This window comes from Sphingosinicella sp. YJ22 (genome assembly GCF_011320075.1).
Classification (GTDB): domain Bacteria; phylum Pseudomonadota; class Alphaproteobacteria; order Sphingomonadales; family Sphingomonadaceae; genus Allosphingosinicella.
The window spans coordinates 26,262-42,145 of sequence record NZ_JAANPA010000015.1; the positions used below are offsets into that span (position 1 = coordinate 26,262).

General features: G+C 68.7%; 17 protein-coding genes. 11 read left to right on the plus strand and 6 right to left on the minus strand.

Going from position 1 to position 15,884, the window contains the following annotated elements; all coding sequences use genetic code 11:
• Window positions 1-21 precede the first annotated feature (21 nt).
• Genes odhB through G7B71_RS07260 form a run of 4 tightly spaced genes read left to right on the plus strand, consistent with a single transcriptional unit; the run spans window position 22 to window position 4,050 of the window.
• Window positions 22-1,281, plus strand: coding sequence for a 2-oxoglutarate dehydrogenase complex dihydrolipoyllysine-residue succinyltransferase (odhB, locus tag G7B71_RS07245; protein ID WP_166039377.1), 1,260 nt, complete (start codon window positions 22-24; stop codon window positions 1,279-1,281).
• A gap of 25 nt (window positions 1,282-1,306) precedes the next feature.
• Window positions 1,307-2,704 carry a dihydrolipoyl dehydrogenase gene (gene lpdA / locus G7B71_RS07250; protein ID WP_166039379.1) on the plus strand — a complete coding sequence of 466 codons (1,398 nt, stop codon included), beginning with the start codon at window positions 1,307-1,309 and terminating at the stop codon, window positions 2,702-2,704.
• Between the two features lie 16 nt (window positions 2,705-2,720).
• A complete protein-coding gene (locus G7B71_RS07255; RefSeq protein ID WP_166039381.1) occupies window positions 2,721-3,419 on the plus strand; it encodes a PepSY domain-containing protein in 699 nt (232 codons plus the stop codon).
• Window position 3,420: 1 nt separating this feature from the next.
• Entirely contained in the window at window positions 3,421-4,050 is a 630-nt protein-coding gene (locus tag G7B71_RS07260) for a trimeric intracellular cation channel family protein (protein ID WP_166039382.1), read from the plus strand.
• Here G7B71_RS07260 and purT read toward each other — a convergent pair.
• The gene (gene purT, locus G7B71_RS07265; protein WP_166039384.1) at window positions 4,047-5,222 is read right to left on the minus strand and encodes a formate-dependent phosphoribosylglycinamide formyltransferase; all 1,176 of its coding nucleotides are present in this window, start codon (window positions 5,220-5,222) and stop codon (window positions 4,047-4,049) included. The genes G7B71_RS07260 and purT overlap by 4 nt on opposite strands.
• A gap of 96 nt (window positions 5,223-5,318) precedes the next feature.
• Here purT and G7B71_RS07270 point away from each other — a divergent pair, with 96 nt between their 5' ends.
• Window positions 5,319-5,924 carry a TetR/AcrR family transcriptional regulator gene (locus tag G7B71_RS07270; RefSeq protein WP_166039386.1) on the plus strand — a complete coding sequence of 202 codons (606 nt, stop codon included), beginning with the start codon at window positions 5,319-5,321 and terminating at the stop codon, window positions 5,922-5,924.
• 13 nt (window positions 5,925-5,937) lie between these two features.
• A complete protein-coding gene (locus G7B71_RS07275; protein WP_166039388.1) occupies window positions 5,938-6,918 on the plus strand; it encodes an SRPBCC domain-containing protein in 981 nt (326 codons plus the stop codon).
• Window positions 6,919-6,964: 46 nt separating this feature from the next.
• On the opposite strand, the gene G7B71_RS07280 is transcribed toward G7B71_RS07275, so the two are convergent.
• Both G7B71_RS07280 and sppA read right to left on the minus strand, forming a co-directional pair.
• Window positions 6,965-7,516 carry a GNAT family N-acetyltransferase gene (locus G7B71_RS07280; protein ID WP_166039389.1) on the minus strand — a complete coding sequence of 184 codons (552 nt, stop codon included), beginning with the start codon at window positions 7,514-7,516 and terminating at the stop codon, window positions 6,965-6,967.
• Window positions 7,513-9,393, minus strand: coding sequence for a signal peptide peptidase SppA (gene sppA, locus G7B71_RS07285; protein WP_166039391.1), 1,881 nt, complete (start codon window positions 9,391-9,393; stop codon window positions 7,513-7,515). The genes G7B71_RS07280 and sppA overlap by 4 nt, the downstream gene beginning before the upstream one ends.
• A 211-nt stretch (window positions 9,394-9,604) precedes the next feature.
• Here sppA and groES point away from each other — a divergent pair, with 211 nt between their 5' ends.
• Both groES and groL read left to right on the plus strand, forming a co-directional pair.
• Window positions 9,605-9,892: a co-chaperone GroES gene (gene groES, locus G7B71_RS07290; RefSeq protein WP_166039393.1), complete on the plus strand. Its 288-nt coding sequence runs from the start codon at window positions 9,605-9,607 to the stop codon at window positions 9,890-9,892.
• Between the two features lie 70 nt (window positions 9,893-9,962).
• The gene (gene groL / locus G7B71_RS07295) at window positions 9,963-11,597 is read left to right on the plus strand and encodes a chaperonin GroEL (RefSeq protein WP_166039395.1); all 1,635 of its coding nucleotides are present in this window, start codon (window positions 9,963-9,965) and stop codon (window positions 11,595-11,597) included.
• A gap of 70 nt (window positions 11,598-11,667) precedes the next feature.
• On the opposite strand, the gene G7B71_RS07300 is transcribed toward groL, so the two are convergent.
• From G7B71_RS07300 to G7B71_RS07310, 3 genes are all read right to left on the minus strand, one after another.
• Window positions 11,668-11,925, minus strand: a complete 258-nt coding sequence (locus G7B71_RS07300) for a hypothetical protein (protein WP_166039397.1) — start codon at window positions 11,923-11,925, stop codon at window positions 11,668-11,670.
• Between the two features lie 99 nt (window positions 11,926-12,024).
• Window positions 12,025-12,306 carry a hypothetical protein gene (locus G7B71_RS07305; protein ID WP_166039399.1) on the minus strand — a complete coding sequence of 94 codons (282 nt, stop codon included), beginning with the start codon at window positions 12,304-12,306 and terminating at the stop codon, window positions 12,025-12,027.
• A 140-nt stretch (window positions 12,307-12,446) separates the two neighbouring features.
• Window positions 12,447-12,707: a circumsporozoite protein gene (locus tag G7B71_RS07310; protein ID WP_166039401.1), complete on the minus strand. Its 261-nt coding sequence runs from the start codon at window positions 12,705-12,707 to the stop codon at window positions 12,447-12,449.
• 177 nt (window positions 12,708-12,884) lie between these two features.
• Between G7B71_RS07310 and G7B71_RS07315 the strand changes: the two genes are divergently transcribed.
• Genes G7B71_RS07315 through G7B71_RS07325 form a run of 3 tightly spaced genes read left to right on the plus strand, consistent with a single transcriptional unit; the run spans window position 12,885 to window position 15,822 of the window.
• Window positions 12,885-13,844 carry a metalloregulator ArsR/SmtB family transcription factor gene (locus G7B71_RS07315; RefSeq protein ID WP_166039403.1) on the plus strand — a complete coding sequence of 320 codons (960 nt, stop codon included), beginning with the start codon at window positions 12,885-12,887 and terminating at the stop codon, window positions 13,842-13,844.
• Entirely contained in the window at window positions 13,841-14,779 is a 939-nt protein-coding gene (metF, locus tag G7B71_RS07320) for a methylenetetrahydrofolate reductase (RefSeq protein ID WP_166039405.1), read from the plus strand. Before G7B71_RS07315 ends, metF begins: the two co-directional genes overlap by 4 nt.
• Window positions 14,776-15,822 (plus strand): homocysteine S-methyltransferase family protein, encoded by a 1,047-nt coding sequence (locus G7B71_RS07325; RefSeq protein WP_166039407.1) that lies wholly within the window; start codon window positions 14,776-14,778, stop codon window positions 15,820-15,822. Before metF ends, G7B71_RS07325 begins: the two co-directional genes overlap by 4 nt.
• Window positions 15,823-15,884: the final 62 nt, after the last annotated feature.

Genomic DNA, 15,884 nt, shown 5'->3' on the forward strand with positions numbered 1-15,884 from the left:
GCTGAACAAGAGGGTTTTTGAATGGCTACCGACGTCAAGGTTCCAACGCTTGGCGAGTCGATCACCGAGGCCACGGTCGGCCAGTGGCTGAAGCAGCCCGGCGACGCGGTCGCGGCCGACGAGGCGATCGCGAGCCTTGAGACCGACAAGGTCGCGGTCGAGGTCAACGCGCCGGTCGCCGGGACGATGGGCGAGCAACTCGTCGCCGAGGGCGACAATGTCGAGGTCGGCGCGGTGATCGCGCGCATCGAGACCAACGGCGCCGCCGCCAAGCCGTCGGCCGCGCCCCAGCAGGCCGTCGCCGCGACCGTGCAGGAGAATGCCGGCGAGAATATCGAGCTTCGCGACGAAGGGGATGGCGGCGAGGTCGACGAGCACGGCAACCTCACGCTGTCGCCGGCAGTGCGCCGCGTCGTGCTCGAGCATCATCTCGACCCGTCCAAGATCAAGGGCACCGGCAAGGACGGGCGCCTAACCAAGGACGACGTGCTCGCCGCCGCCAAGGCGCAGAAGGCGGCGCCGGCGCCGGCTCCCGCCGCCCAGGCCCCAGCGCCTGCCCCTGCAGCCGCCGCGACCGGCGAGCGCCGCGAGGAGCGGGTGCGCATGACGCGCCTGCGCCAGACCATCGCGAGCCGCCTCAAGGAAGCGCAGAACACCGCCGCGATGCTGACGACGTTCAACGACGTCGACATGAGCGCGGTTATGGCGGCGCGCGGCCGCTACAAGGACCTGTTCGAGAAGAAACACGGCATCCGCCTCGGCTTCATGAGCTTCTTCGTGAAGGCCGCCACGCTGGCGCTTCGCGACGTTCCCGCGGTCAACGCCTCGATCGAGGGCGACGAGATCGTCTACCGCGACTATGCCGACATCTCGGTCGCCGTGTCGGCGCCGCAGGGCCTAGTCGTCCCGGTCATCCGCGACGCCGACAAGTTGAGTTTTGCAGAGGTCGAGAAGACCATCGCCGACTTCGGCAAGCGCGCCAAGGAGGGCACGCTGAAGATCGAGGAGATGCGCGGCGGAACCTTCACGATCACCAATGGCGGCGTGTTCGGATCGCTGATGTCGACCCCGATCATCAACCCGCCGCATTCGGCGGTGCTCGGCATGCACCGCATCGACGAGCGGCCGGTGGTCGAGAACGGCCAGATCGTGGTCCGCCCGATGATGTACCTGGCTCTGTCCTACGACCACCGACTGATCGACGGCCGCGAGGCGGTCACCTTCCTCGTGCGCATCAAGGAAGCGCTCGAGGACCCGATGCGGCTGCTGATCGACCTCTGATCGCGCCCCCAACGAAAGACGAGTTATGGCTGACACCAATTTCGACGTGATCGTGATCGGCGCTGGGCCGGGCGGCTATGTGGCGGCGATCCGCGCCGCCCAGCTTGGCCTCAAGACCGCCTGCGTCGAGAGCCGCGAGACTCTGGGCGGCACCTGCCTCAACGTCGGCTGCATCCCGTCCAAGGCGCTTCTCCACGCGTCCGAGTTGTTCGAGGAAGCCAATCACGGCGTCCTCGCCAAGTGGGGCGTCAAGACCAGCGGAGTCGAGCTTGACCTCGGCGCGATGCACGCCGGCCGCCAGGAAGCGATCAAGGGCCTCACCGGCGGAATCGAGTTCCTGTTCAAGAAGAACAAGGTCGAGTGGCTGAAGGGCCACGCCAAGTTCACCGGCGCCAACAGCATCGATGTCGCGGGCGCGAGCTACACCGCCAAGAACTTCATCATCGCCACCGGCTCGTCGGTGACCCCGCTTCCGGGCGTCGAGATCGACCAGGAGCGGATCGTCGATTCGACCGGCGCTCTCGAGCTCGGCGAAGTGCCGGAGCATCTCGTCGTGATCGGCGGCGGCGTGATCGGTCTCGAGCTCGGCTCGGTGTGGCGGCGCCTCGGCGCCCAGGTCACCGTCGTCGAGTTCCTCGACCAGATCCTGCCCGGAATGGACGGCGACGTCCGCAAGGAAGCCAACAAGATCTTCAAGAAGCAGGGCTTCGCCTACCGCCTCGGCACCAAGGTGACCAAGGCCGAGAAGAACGGCGCTGGCGTCACCCTGACCGTTGAGCCCGCCAAGGGCGGCGCGGCCGAGACGATCGAGGCGAGCCACGTCCTGGTGTCGATCGGACGCCGGCCGAACACCGACGGCCTCGACCTCGAAAAGGCCGGGGTGAAGGTCAACAATCGCGGCCAGATCGAGGTCGACCACGACTTCCGCACCGGCGTTTCCGGAATCTACGCGATTGGCGATGTGACCCCCGGCCCGATGCTCGCCCACAAGGCCGAGGACGAGGGCATCGCCTGCGCCGAGGTGATCGCGGGCCAGATCGGCATCGTCAATCACGACGTCATCCCGAGCGTCGTCTACACCATGCCCGAGATCGCCGGAGTCGGCCTCACCGAGGAGGACGCCAAGGCGAAATATGGCGACGTGAAAGTCGGCAAGTTCCCGATGCTCGGCAACAGCCGCGCCAAGACCAACCGCGAGCCGGACGGCTTCGTGAAGGTGATCGCCGACGCCAAGTCCGACCGCGTCCTCGGCGTGTGGATGGTCGCCTCGGTCGCCGGCACCATGATCGGCCAGGCCGCCCAGGCGATGGAGTTCGGAGCGACGTCCGAGGACATCGCCTACACCTGCCACGCCCACCCGACCCATTCGGAAGCGCTCAAGGAAGCGGCGATGGCGGTCAACGGGAAGCCGATCCACGTCTAGGGCAGTCCCCCGGCCGATGCGTCAGCAACTGCGCCGGATCCACATCTGGCTCGGCTGGATCGTCGGCATTCCGCTACTGATCTGGACGATCTCGGGCCTGGTCATGGTCGCTTTCCCGATCGAGACCGTGCGCGGCGAGCACCTGCTGTCGGAACCCCGGCCGGTTGCGCTCGCGGCGCCCGCAATGGTGCCGCCGACCGGGCCGCGGCCGGTCCTCTCGCTCAGCCTCGAGCAGCGCGCGATCGGCCCGCGCTGGCTCGTGCGCTTCGCCGATGGCGAGGTGCGGATGGCCGACGCCGCCACCGGACGCGTCCTGCCGCCCCTGTCCGCCCCCGAGGCCGTTGCCGAGGTCCAGGCGCGCTACCAGGGCGAGGCGAGCGTCGCCGGGGTCGACCGCACGTCCGCCGATGACCCGCCGGTCGAGCTCCGGCGCCCGATCGCGGCGTGGCGGGTGACGATGACCGACGGCACGCGCTTTTACGTCAACGCCGCGACCGGCGAGATCGTGGCCCGGCGCACGGCGTTGTGGCGCTTCTACGATTTCATGTGGGGCCTCCACATCATGGACCCCGGCACGCGCGACAATTTCAACAATGTCTGGGTGCGGGCCTTCGCGGGTGTCGCCGCGGTGTCGGTGGCGCTCGGCCTCGTCCTGCTGCCCCTGACCGTCCGCCGGCGGCGCAGGCGCGCCCAGGCCGCGGCGGCAGGAGGCTAGGATGGAACCCGGCACCGTTCCCGCCGCCCTCGGCCCCGCGCTCGCTCTGCTCGACCTCGCCGGCATCTTCCTGTTCGCGCTGACCGGGGCGCTGGTCGCGGCGGCCAAGCGCCAGACGCTCGTCACCTTCATCTTCTTCGCGGTGATCACCGGAGTCGGCGGCGGCACGGTGCGCGACCTTCTGATCGGCGCTCCGGTCTTCTGGATCTCCGCAAACACCGTGCTGGTCATCTGCGTTGCTGCGGCGCTGATCGTGTGGCTGCTGCCGCAGCGACTGCTCCAGGGCCAGGCGCTGCTGTGGCTCGATGCCGTCGGCCTCGCCGCTTATGCGAGCTTCGGCGCCGCGAAGGGCCTCGCTTATGGGGTTGCGCCGCTGCCGGCGATCGGGATGGGCGTGCTCACCGCCTGCCTCGGCGGCATCATCCGCGACGTTCTGGTCGGCGAGCCCAGCATATTGATGCGGCCCGAGCTCTACGTCACCGCGGCGGCGCTCTCCGCGGCGCTGACGGTGGCGCTGATGATGGCGGGCGTTCCGGGCTCGGTCGCCGGACCGGTCGCAGCGCTGGCCGGCTTCACCTTGCGCGCCGCCGCCATCGCCCGCGGCTGGTCGCTGCCCGGCTACGACCGCTAGACCGGATAATCGATCCGCACCGCTGCGGCGGCGGCCCGGGCGAGCGAGCGCGCTTCGTCCGTATTGCCGGCGCGCGCGAGGGCGACGCCCATGCGGCGGTTGGGTCGAGTGACCGGCTTGCCGAAGATTCGGACGTCGACCGGCTTGCCCGGCGACCCGAGGCTGAGCGCCTCCGGCAGCCCGTCGAAGCGGAAGCGATCCGCCTCCCTGTCGGCGAGGATCACCGCCGAAGCCGAGGGGCCGCGGAATCCGACATCGGGGATCGGCAGGCCGAGGATGGCGCGGGCGTGGAGGTCGAACTCGGACAGTTCCTGCGAGATCAATGTGACCATGCCGGTGTCGTGCGGTCGCGGGCTCAGCTCGGAGAAGATCGCCTCGTCGCCGCGGACGAAGAACTCGACCCCGAACAAGCCGTAGCCGCCCAGATCCTCCACGACGGCGCGCGCCATGTCCTGCGCCTGGCCGAGCGCCACGTCTGACATCGCCATCGGCTGCCAGCTCTCGCGATAGTCGCCATGCTCCTGGGTGTGGCCGACCGGCGGGCAGAACAGGATTCCGTCGCGCGTGCGTACGGTGAGCAGCGTGATCTCATAGTCGAAGGCGATATACTCCTCGACGATCACCCGCGGCCGGTCGCCGCGCATGTTGGCGACCGCATAGCTCCACGCGGTCTCCAGCTCGGCTGCATCGCGCACCGTCGACTGGCCCTTGCCGGAGGAGGACATGACCGGCTTGATCACGCAGGGAAGACCGGTGTGCCCGGCGGCCGCCAGCACCTCGTCGAGGCTCTCGGCGAAGCGGTAGCGCGAAGTCCTGAGGCCCAAGGTCTCGACGGCGAGGCTTCGGATCGCGTCGCGGTTCATCGTCATCGCCGCGGCCCGCGCCGACGGGACGACGTGCCAGCCCTCGCTTTCCAGCGCCTCCAACTCCTCGGTGCGGATCGCCTCGATCTCCGGGACGACGAAGTCGGGCCGATGCGTCTCGACCGCGGCCCGGAGCCGCGCGCCGTCGAGCATCGGGAAGACTTCCGACCTGTCGGCAAGCTGCATCGCCGGCGCGCCTTCATAGCTGTCGCAGGCGACAACCCGGGCGCCGAGGCGCTTGGCGGAAATGGTGAACTCGCGGCCGAGCTCTCCCGAACCGAGCAGCAGGATGGTGGCGATTTGAGACATACGGCACGCCTATCCGAGACGCGGAGCGAGCGGAAGCGTGGCCGACCCCAAGCCGGCCTCTTGACACTTGATTGACCGTTCAACTAAGCTCCGGAAATGGCACCGAGCGACACCCGCGCGAAGATCATCGAGGCGGCGATGGAGCTGTTCTGGCTCAAGGGCTACGGCTCGACCTCGATCGCCGACATCCTCAGCCGCACCCAGCTCAACAGCGGCAGCCTCTACCATTTCTTCCCAGGCAAGCAGGACGTGCTGGTCGCGGTGCTCGAGGCCTATCGCGACGGCATCGGCCCGATGCTGCTCGAGCCGGCCTGGGGCGGCGAGCCGGACCCGGTCGAGCGGGTGTTCAAGCTTCTCGCGCTCTATCGCGGCCTGATTCTCCAGACCGAGTGCAGCTATGGCTGCCCGATCGGCAGCCTCGCGCTCGAGCTTCACGAGGCCGACCCCGCGGTGCGCGAGCGGCTCGCCCAGAATTTCCAGGCCTGGGTCGCGGCGGTGCGCGCCTGCTTCGAGGCGGCGTCCGACCGCTTTCCGCCGGACACCGATTTCCAGGCGCTCGCCGAATTCGTGCTGACCGTGATGGAGGGCGGCGTGATGCAGGCACGCACCCATCGCGACGTCGGCTATTTCGACCGCAACGTGGCACAGCTTCGTGCCCATATCGACCTGCTCACCGGCGCCAGGGTGCCGGCGGCGGCCTGAAGGGGAGGTAGGAATGTTGTTGACCGCGCTCGCACTTGCGGCTGTTCAGCCGGCCTTGCGCGCCGAGTTCCAGCCGCTCGAATTTCTCGTCGGCAATTGCTGGGAAGGAACGCTTCCCGACGGCAAGAGCGACCGCCATTGCTTCGAGAGCGTCTATGGTGGCCAGCATATCCGCGACCGTCATGTCGTCGGGCCCGGCGCCGGCGTCTATTCCGGCGAGACCTTCTACAGCGCGGCCGGCGCGGGCCGTGTCGCCTTCGTCTATTTCAACTCGATCGGCGGGGTCAGCCAGGGCACGCTAGGCGCCGAGCCCGACCGGCTCAATTTCGGCGAAGAGCGCTATCGCGGGCCCGACGGACGCCAGATCACGCTGTCCGTGCAGTGGCGCCGAGTCGGCGACGACGCCTACGAGGCCATCACCACCTCCGCCGACGCCCCGTCGATGAACGGCACGGTGCGCTATCAGCGCATGCCCGCCGTGGCGATCAGCGAGGCCGCCGCACCCGACGGCACGCACAGCCTCAGTCACGAAACCACCATCCCCGCACCCGTCGATCAGGTCTATGCGGCGCTGGCGACGGCGGACGGCTGGCGCAGCTGGGCGGTGCCGAATGCATGGGCCGTGGCGAGCGATCCCGACCTGATCGAGACGAGCTATGCGCCTGGTGCCCGGGCGGGCGACCCCGCCAATATCCGCCAACGATTTCTCGCGCGCGTGCCGAACCGGCTGATCGTATTCCGCACCGTTCAATTCCCGCCCGGTTTTCCCGACGCGGAAGCCTTCGCCCGGACGACGGCCGTGATCGAGCTGGAGTCCGCCGGCGCCGGCACGCGGGTGCGGCTGACCGGAACCGGCTATCCGGACGGCCCGGCCGGCGAGCGGGTGCGCGGCTTCTTCCGCGACGGCAACCGCGTCAGCCTCGAGCAGCTGCGCAGCCGCTTCGTCAGCGGCCCGATCGATTGGTCCCGGCGGCAGCAGACGGCGGCGCATTGAGCGGCGCGATGGCACGCCCCGCCACGACTTCGCGCAGGGGAGCGCGCTAGCCCGGAAGCTTCAGCCCGGCATCGCGATACGGAATCGGCTCCTGCGGCGGCGTCCGCTGCGGCGCGAGCGGGCATTGCCACAGTCCGATGTCCCACCAGCGATCGAGCTTCCAGCCGACTTGGCCGTAGGTGCCGCATTTCTTGAAGCCCATCGCGCGGTGGAGGCCGGCGCTGCCCGGGTTCGGCTCGGTGAGCGCGGCGATCGCCTGGGTGAAGCCCTGGCGCACCAGCAGGTCGATCAGCGCCGTATAGAGCGCTCGGCCGAGGCCGGCGCCCTGCCGGTCGGGCACCACGTAGACCGACGTCTCGACCGTGAAGCGATAGCCCTGCCGCGGGCGGAACCGGGACGCCGACGCGAAGCCGGCGACTCGGCCGTCCTCGTCGGCGACCAGCCAGGGATAGAGCTCGCCGCCACCGGCGATCCGAACGGCCATCTCCTCCGGCGTCGGCGCCGAATCCTCCATGCTCACCGCGCTGCCCTCGACGAAGGGCGCGTACAGCGCGGCGATGGCCGCGGCGTCGTCCGACGCGGCGAAGCGGACGATCATCGCGCCGCCGCGCGCTCCACCAGGCCGCGCCACAGGCTGGCGGCGGCACCGCTCGGCACCGTCTCGTAGGAGGACGGGCAGTCGAGGCAGCGCGCCTGGATCGCCGGCCCGCGCAGAAGGCTTTGGGCGTCGCCGAGCGCGCGGGCGATCAGTGCCTCGGGCCGGGCGCGCAGCCGCGCGAAGGGATCCGGCTCGGACGCCGCGGGCGCCGCCGCGAAGCTCTGGGCGAGACGGCCGAAATAGCGGTCGAACCAGTCGGTCTGCGGCGCGAAGTGGACGGCGCGGACCTGGTCGGCTTCCAGATTGGCGCGCCGCGCCACCTCGTTGACGGCGTCCTGGAGCGAGCCGAACTGGTCGACCAGGCCGAGCTGGCGGGCGGTGCCGCCGTCCCACACCCGGCCCTGGCCGATCTCGTGGACTCGCTGGACCGGCAAGTTGCGCGCCTGCGAAACGAGCGTGAGGAAGCGCCGATACATGCCCTCGACGCCGAGCTGCAGCAGGCGGTCGGCTTCGTCCGACGGCCCGCGCAGCAGGTCCGGCTCGCCCGACAGCGGGGTGGTGCGCACGCCGTCGACCCCGACTCCGATGTTGCGCAGAGTCCCCTCGAAGCTCGGAAGCACGCCGAACACGCCGATCGAGCCGGTGATCGTGCTCGGCTCGGCGAAGATTCGGTCGCCCGCCGCGCCGATCCAGTAGCCGCCGCTCGCCGCGACCGAGCCGAACGAGACGACGACCGGGATTCCGCGCCGCTTCACGTTGAGCAGCGCCTGGCGAATCCGCTCCGAGCCCGTCGCCGAGCCGCCCGGCGAGTCGATCCGCACCACCAGGGCGCGCAGATCATGGTCGCGCATGCCCTGTTCGAGCGTGCGCACGATCGTCGCCGCGCCGGCCTGGCCGGTGCCGGTCTCGCCGTCGCTGATCTCACCGGCGATGGTGAGGATTCCGACATTGCCCTGGCGCTCGAGCGGGTTGCGCTCGAGGAAGGAGCGGTACTGGACGGCGCGGTAGCTGTTCGGCACCGCCTCGTGGCCGCGTCCGACCAGCTCGGCGACTCGGGCGTTGAACGTGGCGCGGTCGCCGATCCGGTCGACCAGGCCCATCTCGCGGGCGGTGTGCGCCAAGTCGCCATTGTGGCGCATGACCGCGCCGGTGGGGTCGGCCACATAGGGATCGACCTGGGCCCGCGGCCGCGCCCGCCGCACGTCCTGGCGCCACTGCTCCCACAGCGCGTCGGCGAGCGCCTGGCTCGCCTGCCGCGCCTCGGGCGACATGTCGCTTCGAGTGAACGGCTCGACCGCCGATTTGAATGCGCCGACGCGATAGACGTTGGCGGTGATTCCGAGCCGCTCGAGCAATTCGGCATAATAGAGGTTGGTGCCGCCCGGCCCGGTGAGCAGGACCGCGCCCATCGGGCTCAGCCAGACTTCGTCGGCGTGCGACGCGAGCTGATAGGTGTCGTCGTCATAGCCGGTCGCGTAAGCGAGCACGCGCTTGCCGCCGGCGCGGGCGCGGTCGATCGCGTCGGCGACGTCGCCCAGCGCGACCTGGCGGCCGCCGGCGAACAGGTCGAGATCGAGCACCACCGCCTCGATGCGCGCGTCGGCCGCCGCGGTGTCGAGCGCGTGGACGAGGTCGGCGACTCGATATTCGCGCGGCAGGTTCTGGCCGGCCAGCGCCAGCCACGGATCGACCTCGGCCGGCTGCTCGACGATCGGGCCGTCGATGCGTAGGACGAGGGCGCCGTTGGTCGGGCCGCCGGCGTGCGGAGTCGCCGACAGGGCGGCGTAGAGGCCGCCGAAGAACAGCAGGAGCAGGAGCAGGACCAGAGCGTCCTTGATTCCGACGAGGACCTTCCAGAGACCTTTGACGAAGCGCATGGACCGGCTTTCTCCTTCCCCTTCCGCTAGCTAGAGCACGGCCCCGGCGCTGTAAACGAAACCGCCCGCGCGCGCCCTTGACGCTGGATGAACCTCACCTAAATGGACCGGCATTGGCACTCGTGCTTTGCGAGTGCTAACAGTTCAACCGCAGCCGCGGAGCGGTCCACCAATAGGGGGGATGCCGCGTGCGAATGAAAGAGGTGAGCGCATGAATTTCCGACCCCTGCACGATCGCGTGCTGGTTCGCCGAGTCGAAGCCGAAGAGAAGACGGCCGGCGGCATCATCATCCCGGACACCGCCAAGGAAAAGCCGCAGGAAGGCGAAGTCGTCGCCGCCGGCGCCGGCGCCAAGGCCGAGGACGGCAAGGTGACCCCGCTCGACGTGAAGGCGGGCGACCGCATCCTGTTCGGCAAGTGGAGCGGCACCGAGGTCAAGATCAACGGCGAGGACCTGTTGATCATGAAGGAAAGCGACATCCTCGGGATTGTCGGCTGACCTCTCGGCCGTGCTCGCGCATGGCCACTGCGAACATTCGTGAACATTCAGATTTGAAAGGTTAGTCAACATGGCAGCGAAAGACGTTCGCTTTTCGCGTGACGCCCGTGAGCGGATCCTCCGCGGCGTCGACACCCTCGCCGACGCGGTGAAGGTGACCCTCGGTCCCAAGGGCCGCAACGTCGTCATCGACAAGAGCTTCGGCGCCCCGCGCATCACCAAGGACGGCGTCACCGTCGCCAAGGAGATCGAGCTGAAGGACAAGTTCGAGAATATGGGCGCGCAGATGCTTCGCGAGGTCGCGTCGAAGACCAACGACCTCGCCGGCGACGGCACCACCACCGCCACCGTGCTCGCCCAGGCGATCGTCCGCGAGGGCATGAAGTCGGTCGCGGCCGGAATGAACCCGATGGACCTCAAGCGCGGCATCGACCTCGCCGTCGGCAAGGTCGTCGAGGACCTCAAGGGCCGCTCCAAGCCGGTCTCCGGCTCCAATGAGATCGCCCAGGTCGGCATCATCTCGGCCAATGGCGACACCGTCGTCGGCGAGAAGATCGCCGAGGCGATGGAGAAGGTCGGCAAGGAAGGCGTGATCACCGTCGAGGAGGCCAAGGGCCTCGAGTTCGAACTCGACGTGGTCGAGGGCATGCAGTTCGACCGCGGCTACCTCTCGCCCTACTTCATCACCAATCCGGAGAAGATGACGGTCGAGCTCGCCGATCCGTACATCCTCATTCACGAGAAGAAGCTGTCGAACCTTCAGGCGATGCTCCCGATCCTCGAGGCGGTCGTCCAGTCGGGCCGTCCGCTCCTGATCATCGCCGAGGACATCGAGGGCGAGGCCCTCGCCACGCTCGTCGTCAACAAGCTGCGCGGCGGCCTCAAGGTCGCGGCCGTCAAGGCTCCGGGCTTCGGCGATCGCCGCAAGGCGATGCTTCAGGACATCGCGATCCTGACCGGCGGCGAGATGATCTCCGAGGATCTCGGAATCAAGCTCGAGAGCGTCACCCTCAACATGCTCGGCCAAGCCAAGCGCGTCACCATCGACAAGGACAACACCACCCTCGTCGACGGCGCCGGCTCGGGCGACGAGATCAAGGGCCGCGTCGAATCGATCCGCCAGCAGATCGAGAACACCACCAGCGACTATGACCGCGAGAAGCTCCAGGAGCGTCTCGCCAAGCTCGCCGGCGGCGTTGCCGTGATCAAGGTCGGCGGCTCGTCCGAGGTCGAGGTGAAGGAGCGCAAGGACCGCGTCGACGACGCTCTCCACGCCACCCGCGCTGCGGTCGAGGAAGGCATCGTCCCCGGCGGCGGCACCGCTCTGCTCTACGCCACCAAGGCGCTCGAGGGCATGAAGGGCGTCAACGACGACCAGACCCGCGGCATCGACATCGTCCGCAAGGCGCTCCAGGCGCCGCTGCGCCAGATCGCCGAGAATGCGGGCCATGACGGCGCCGTCGTCGCCGGCAAGCTGATCGACGGCGCGGACCAGACGATGGGCTTCAATGCCCAGACCGAGGTCTACGAGAACCTGGTCCAGGCCGGCGTGATCGACCCGACCAAGGTCGTCCGCACCGCCCTCCAGGACGCGGCCTCGGTCGCCGGCCTGCTCATCACCACCGAAGCGGCGGTGAGCGAGCTTCCGGACGACAAGCCGGCCCCGGCGATGCCGGGCGGCGGCATGGGCGGCATGGACTTCTAAGTCCGCGGTACCTGCCGACAGGCAAAATGAGAGGGCCGGGGCAGCAATGCCTCGGCCCTTTTTGCATCCGCTACTGAGCGTTGGCCTCGTTGGCCGCGGCGGCGCCGAGCGCGTTCAGGTCTGCGGATTGCGCGTTGGCGGCATTCTCGTCGAGGACGAGGCTGTCTGCGGAGGTGTCGAAGGTCTGCTGGTTCTCGACCATGGCAGCGGCATTGTCGACCTGCTCGCGCTCCTGGGCGGTAAGGCCGTCGTCGCCGCGCTCGTCGCCGCCGCTGCACCCGGCAAGGGCGAGCAGCGCGGTCATCGCAATCGCTGCATGAAATCGCATGATGTCGTCCTTCCGCGCTGCCGGGAAACGGCACTTCCGCACGGAAGGGGAAGAAAATCAAGCCGCCCCCGGGACGAGGGCGGCCCGATTCGCGACGGCTTATTGCGGCTTGTCGGCCTGGTTGCCCTCGACCGCGTCCTCGATGTCGTTGCCGACCGCGCGGGCCATGTTGCCGACCTCGGCGGCGCCGTTCTCGATGACGTCTCCGGCGCCGGCGGCGATGTTGCTCGCGCCGTTGATCAGGTCCTCGGCGTCGTTGCCGATGTCGTCGGCGGCGTTGTCGCTGACATTGGCCGAGGCGCCGTTGTTGGTGACGCTGGCCTCGCAGCCGGCCAGCGCCAGGCCGGACAGAGCGACGGCGGTCAGAACGATCTTTCTCATGGCATTCCCTCTCCTTTGGCTTCGGCCCTTACGCGCCGGACCCGCGATTCTGTGAAGCGCAGAGATCATGCTTACACAGAAAAAGGGCCGGCCCTGCAAGCAGGACCGGCCCCCATCATCATCAGGCTTGCGCCGAATGCTTACTGAGCGTTCGTCGCGCTGTTCGCGGCGGTGTCGTTCGCGCTGGTGTTGGCGGCGACGTTGCCGAGGGTCGCATTGGCGTCGGCGTCGAGCGCGTTGGTGGTCGCGGCCTCTTCGACGGTCAGCGCGTTGTTGACGTCGGCGACGGCGGCGTTGGTGGTGTCACCCGCGGCGTTGGCGGCGGTGTTGGTCTCGGTGCCACCGCAAGCGGCGAGGCCGAGCGAAGCAACGGCGACGAGAGCGAAAACAGTCTTCTTCATAGTCAAAGCCCTTTTGAAACCATGCGAGGATTTCGTCGCGGCCCACTGGTCCCCCGAGGGCCTGTCGACAGAATCGCACATACCGCACCCGGATTTGGGATGTAAATACATTCTCTACTCAATTGGTCGATTTAGTGGCTGTTGACGCATATAAGGATATCTTTATATGCGAATATCATGTTGACCGCGCCGCGCACCTTCGCCGCTTTGGCCGATCCGACGCGGCTTCGCGTGCTCGCCTTACTGCGGGCGATGGAGCTGTCGGTCGGCGAGATCGCGCAGGTCCTCGGGCAAAGCCAGCCGCGCGTGTCGCGCCACGTCAAGATTCTCGCCGAGGCCGGTCTGGTCGAGCGCCGCAAGGAAGGCAGCTGGGTGTTCCTCAGCCTCGGCACGCGCGATCGCATGGAGCCCCTGTTCGCCCTGCTCGACCGCTGGGCCGAGCAGGACCGTGAGGACGACTGGACCAGGGCCGACGCCGAACGGCTGAGCGCGGTCCGCGCTGAGCGCGCCGCCTCAGCCCAACATTATTTCGACGCGCGCGCCGAGGAATGGGATCATCTGCGCTCGCTCCACGTCGCCGAGGCCGAGGTCGAGGCCGGCATCGCCCGCGCCCTCCAGGCCGACGGCCGCGCCACCGGCCGCCTCGTCGACATCGGCACCGGCACCGGCCGGATGATTGAATTGTTCGGCCGCGCCGCCGACCATGCGCTCGGCATCGACCGCTCGCCCGAGATGCTGCGGCTCGCCCGCGTCAAGCTCGCCGAAGCCGGGCTCGAGGCGGAGCTGCGTCAGGGCGACATGTACGCGCTGCCGCTCGCCGCCGGCACCGCCGACACGGTGATCCTCCACCAGGTCCTCCATTATGCGCAGAATCCGGCCGCGGCGGTGGCGGAGGCGGCGCGCCTGCTCGCGCCGGGCGGCCGGCTGATGATCGCCGACTTCGCGCCGCACGAGCGCGAGGAGCTGCGCACCCTCGACGCCCATGTCCGGCTCGGCTTCGCCGACGAAGTGATGCTCGGCTATCTCGAGGCCGCAGGCCTCGAAGGCGAGGTCGTCGAGCATCTCGAGGGCGGCGAGCTCACCGTCACCATCTGGGCCGGAACGCGGCCCGAAACCCGATTGAAAGTCGTCGCATGACCATTGCTCCCGCCACCGGCGCGCCTGCGCTGTTCGAGAACGTGGCCGGCGACATCGCCGTCAGCTTCGAATTCTTCCCGCCCAAGACGGAGAAGATGGAGCAGACCCTGTGGGAGTCGATCCAGACGCTGGCCCCGCTCGGCCCGCGCTTCGTCTCGGTGACCTACGGCGCCGGCGGCTCGACCCGCGAGCGCACCCACAACACGGTGGCCCGAATCGCGCGCGAAACGTCGCTGAGCGCGGCCGCCCACCTCACCTGCGTCCAGGCGACCAAGGCCGAGATCGACGACATCGCCCGCGCTTATTGGGACGCCGGCGTCCGCCATATCGTCGCCCTGCGCGGCGACATGCCGACCCTCGGCGACCCGTTCGAGGCGCATCCCGAAGGCTATGCCAACGCCGCCGAGCTGGTCGCGGGCCTCAAGAAGATCGCTCCGTTCGAGATCAGCGTCGCCGCCTATCCGGAATGCCATCCCGACAGTCGCAACCGCGCCGCCGACCTCGACAATCTGTGGCGCAAGATCGACGCCGGCGCCGACCGTGCGATCACCCAATTCTTCTTCTCGCCGGAATGCTTCTTCCGCTTCCGCGACCAGGCCGCGGCGATGGGCATCGACGCCGAGATCGTCCCGGGCATCCTGCCGGTCTCCAACGTCGCCCAGACCCGCAAGTTCGCCGGCGCGTGCGGCGCGAACATCCCCGACTGGATGGACCGGCTGTTCGAAGGCCTCGACGACCTTCCCGCCGCGCGCCAGCTGGTCGCCGCCACCGTCGCGGCCGAGATGTGCGGGCGTCTCTACCAGGGCGGCGTCCGCCACTTTCACTTCTACACCCTCAACCGCGCCGAGCTGTCCTACGCCATCTGCCACCTGCTGGGGCTGAGGCCGCCAAAGGCTCAGGATAGCCCCGCGCAACCTCAGGAGCAGGCCGCATGAGCGCCGCACAACGCCTTCGCGATGCTGCCTGCGAGCGCATCCTGATCTTCGACGGCGCCTTCGGCACCCAGATCCAGAACAAGGGTCTCGTCGAGGCCGACTATCGCGGCGACCTCGATCTCGCCCGCGACCAGAAGGGCAATAACGACCTTCTGGCGATCACCCGGCCGGACGTGGTCGACGAGATCACCCGCGCCTATCTCGCCGCCGGCGCCGACATGGTGTCGACCAACACGTTCAGCGCCAACCGCATCAGCCAGGCCGATTACGCCGCCGAGCATCTCGTCGCCGACATCAACCGCGAATCCGCGCGGATCGCCCGCGCCGCCGCGGACGATTTCCAGAAGCAGGACGGCCGCCCGCGCTTCGTCGCCGGAGCGATCGGCCCGACCAACAAGACGCTGTCGCTGTCGCCGGACGTCAACGATCCCGGCTTCCGCGAGATCGACTTCGACGAGCTGAAGGATGTCTATCGCGACCAGTGCGCGGCCCTGATCGAGGGCGGAGTCGATTTCATCCTCATCGAGACGATCTTCGACACATTGAATGCCAAGGCAGGCATCATGGCCGCCAAGGAAGCAGCCCGGGAAGCCGGCCGCGACGTGCCGCTGATGATCTCGATGACCCTCACCGATCTGTCCGGGCGCAACCTGTCGGGTCATACGGTCGAGGCCTTCTGGCACGCGGTGCGCCACGCCAGGCCGCTCACGATCGGCCTCAACTGCTCGTTCGGCGCGACCCAGCTGCGCCCGCACGTCCAGGCGCTGAGCGCGATCGCCGATACGTTGATACTGGCCTATCCCAATGCCGGCCTGCCCAACGAGCTCGGCGCCTATGACGAGCTTCCCGACGAGACCGCCGCCTTCGTTCGCGAATGGGCGGAGCTCGGCCTCGTCAACATCCTCGGCGGCTGCTGCGGCTCATCGCCCGCGCACATCGCCGCCATCGCCAAGGCGGTCGCCGGAATCTCTCCGCGCCGCGTCCCCGGCTGTCCGGGCGGAACCCGCCTCGCCGGCCTAGAGCCGATGACAATCGCCGCTTAGCCCCTCTCCCCTTGCGGGAGAGGGAGGGGCCCGCCGCGAAGCGGTGGGAGGGTGAGGGCATG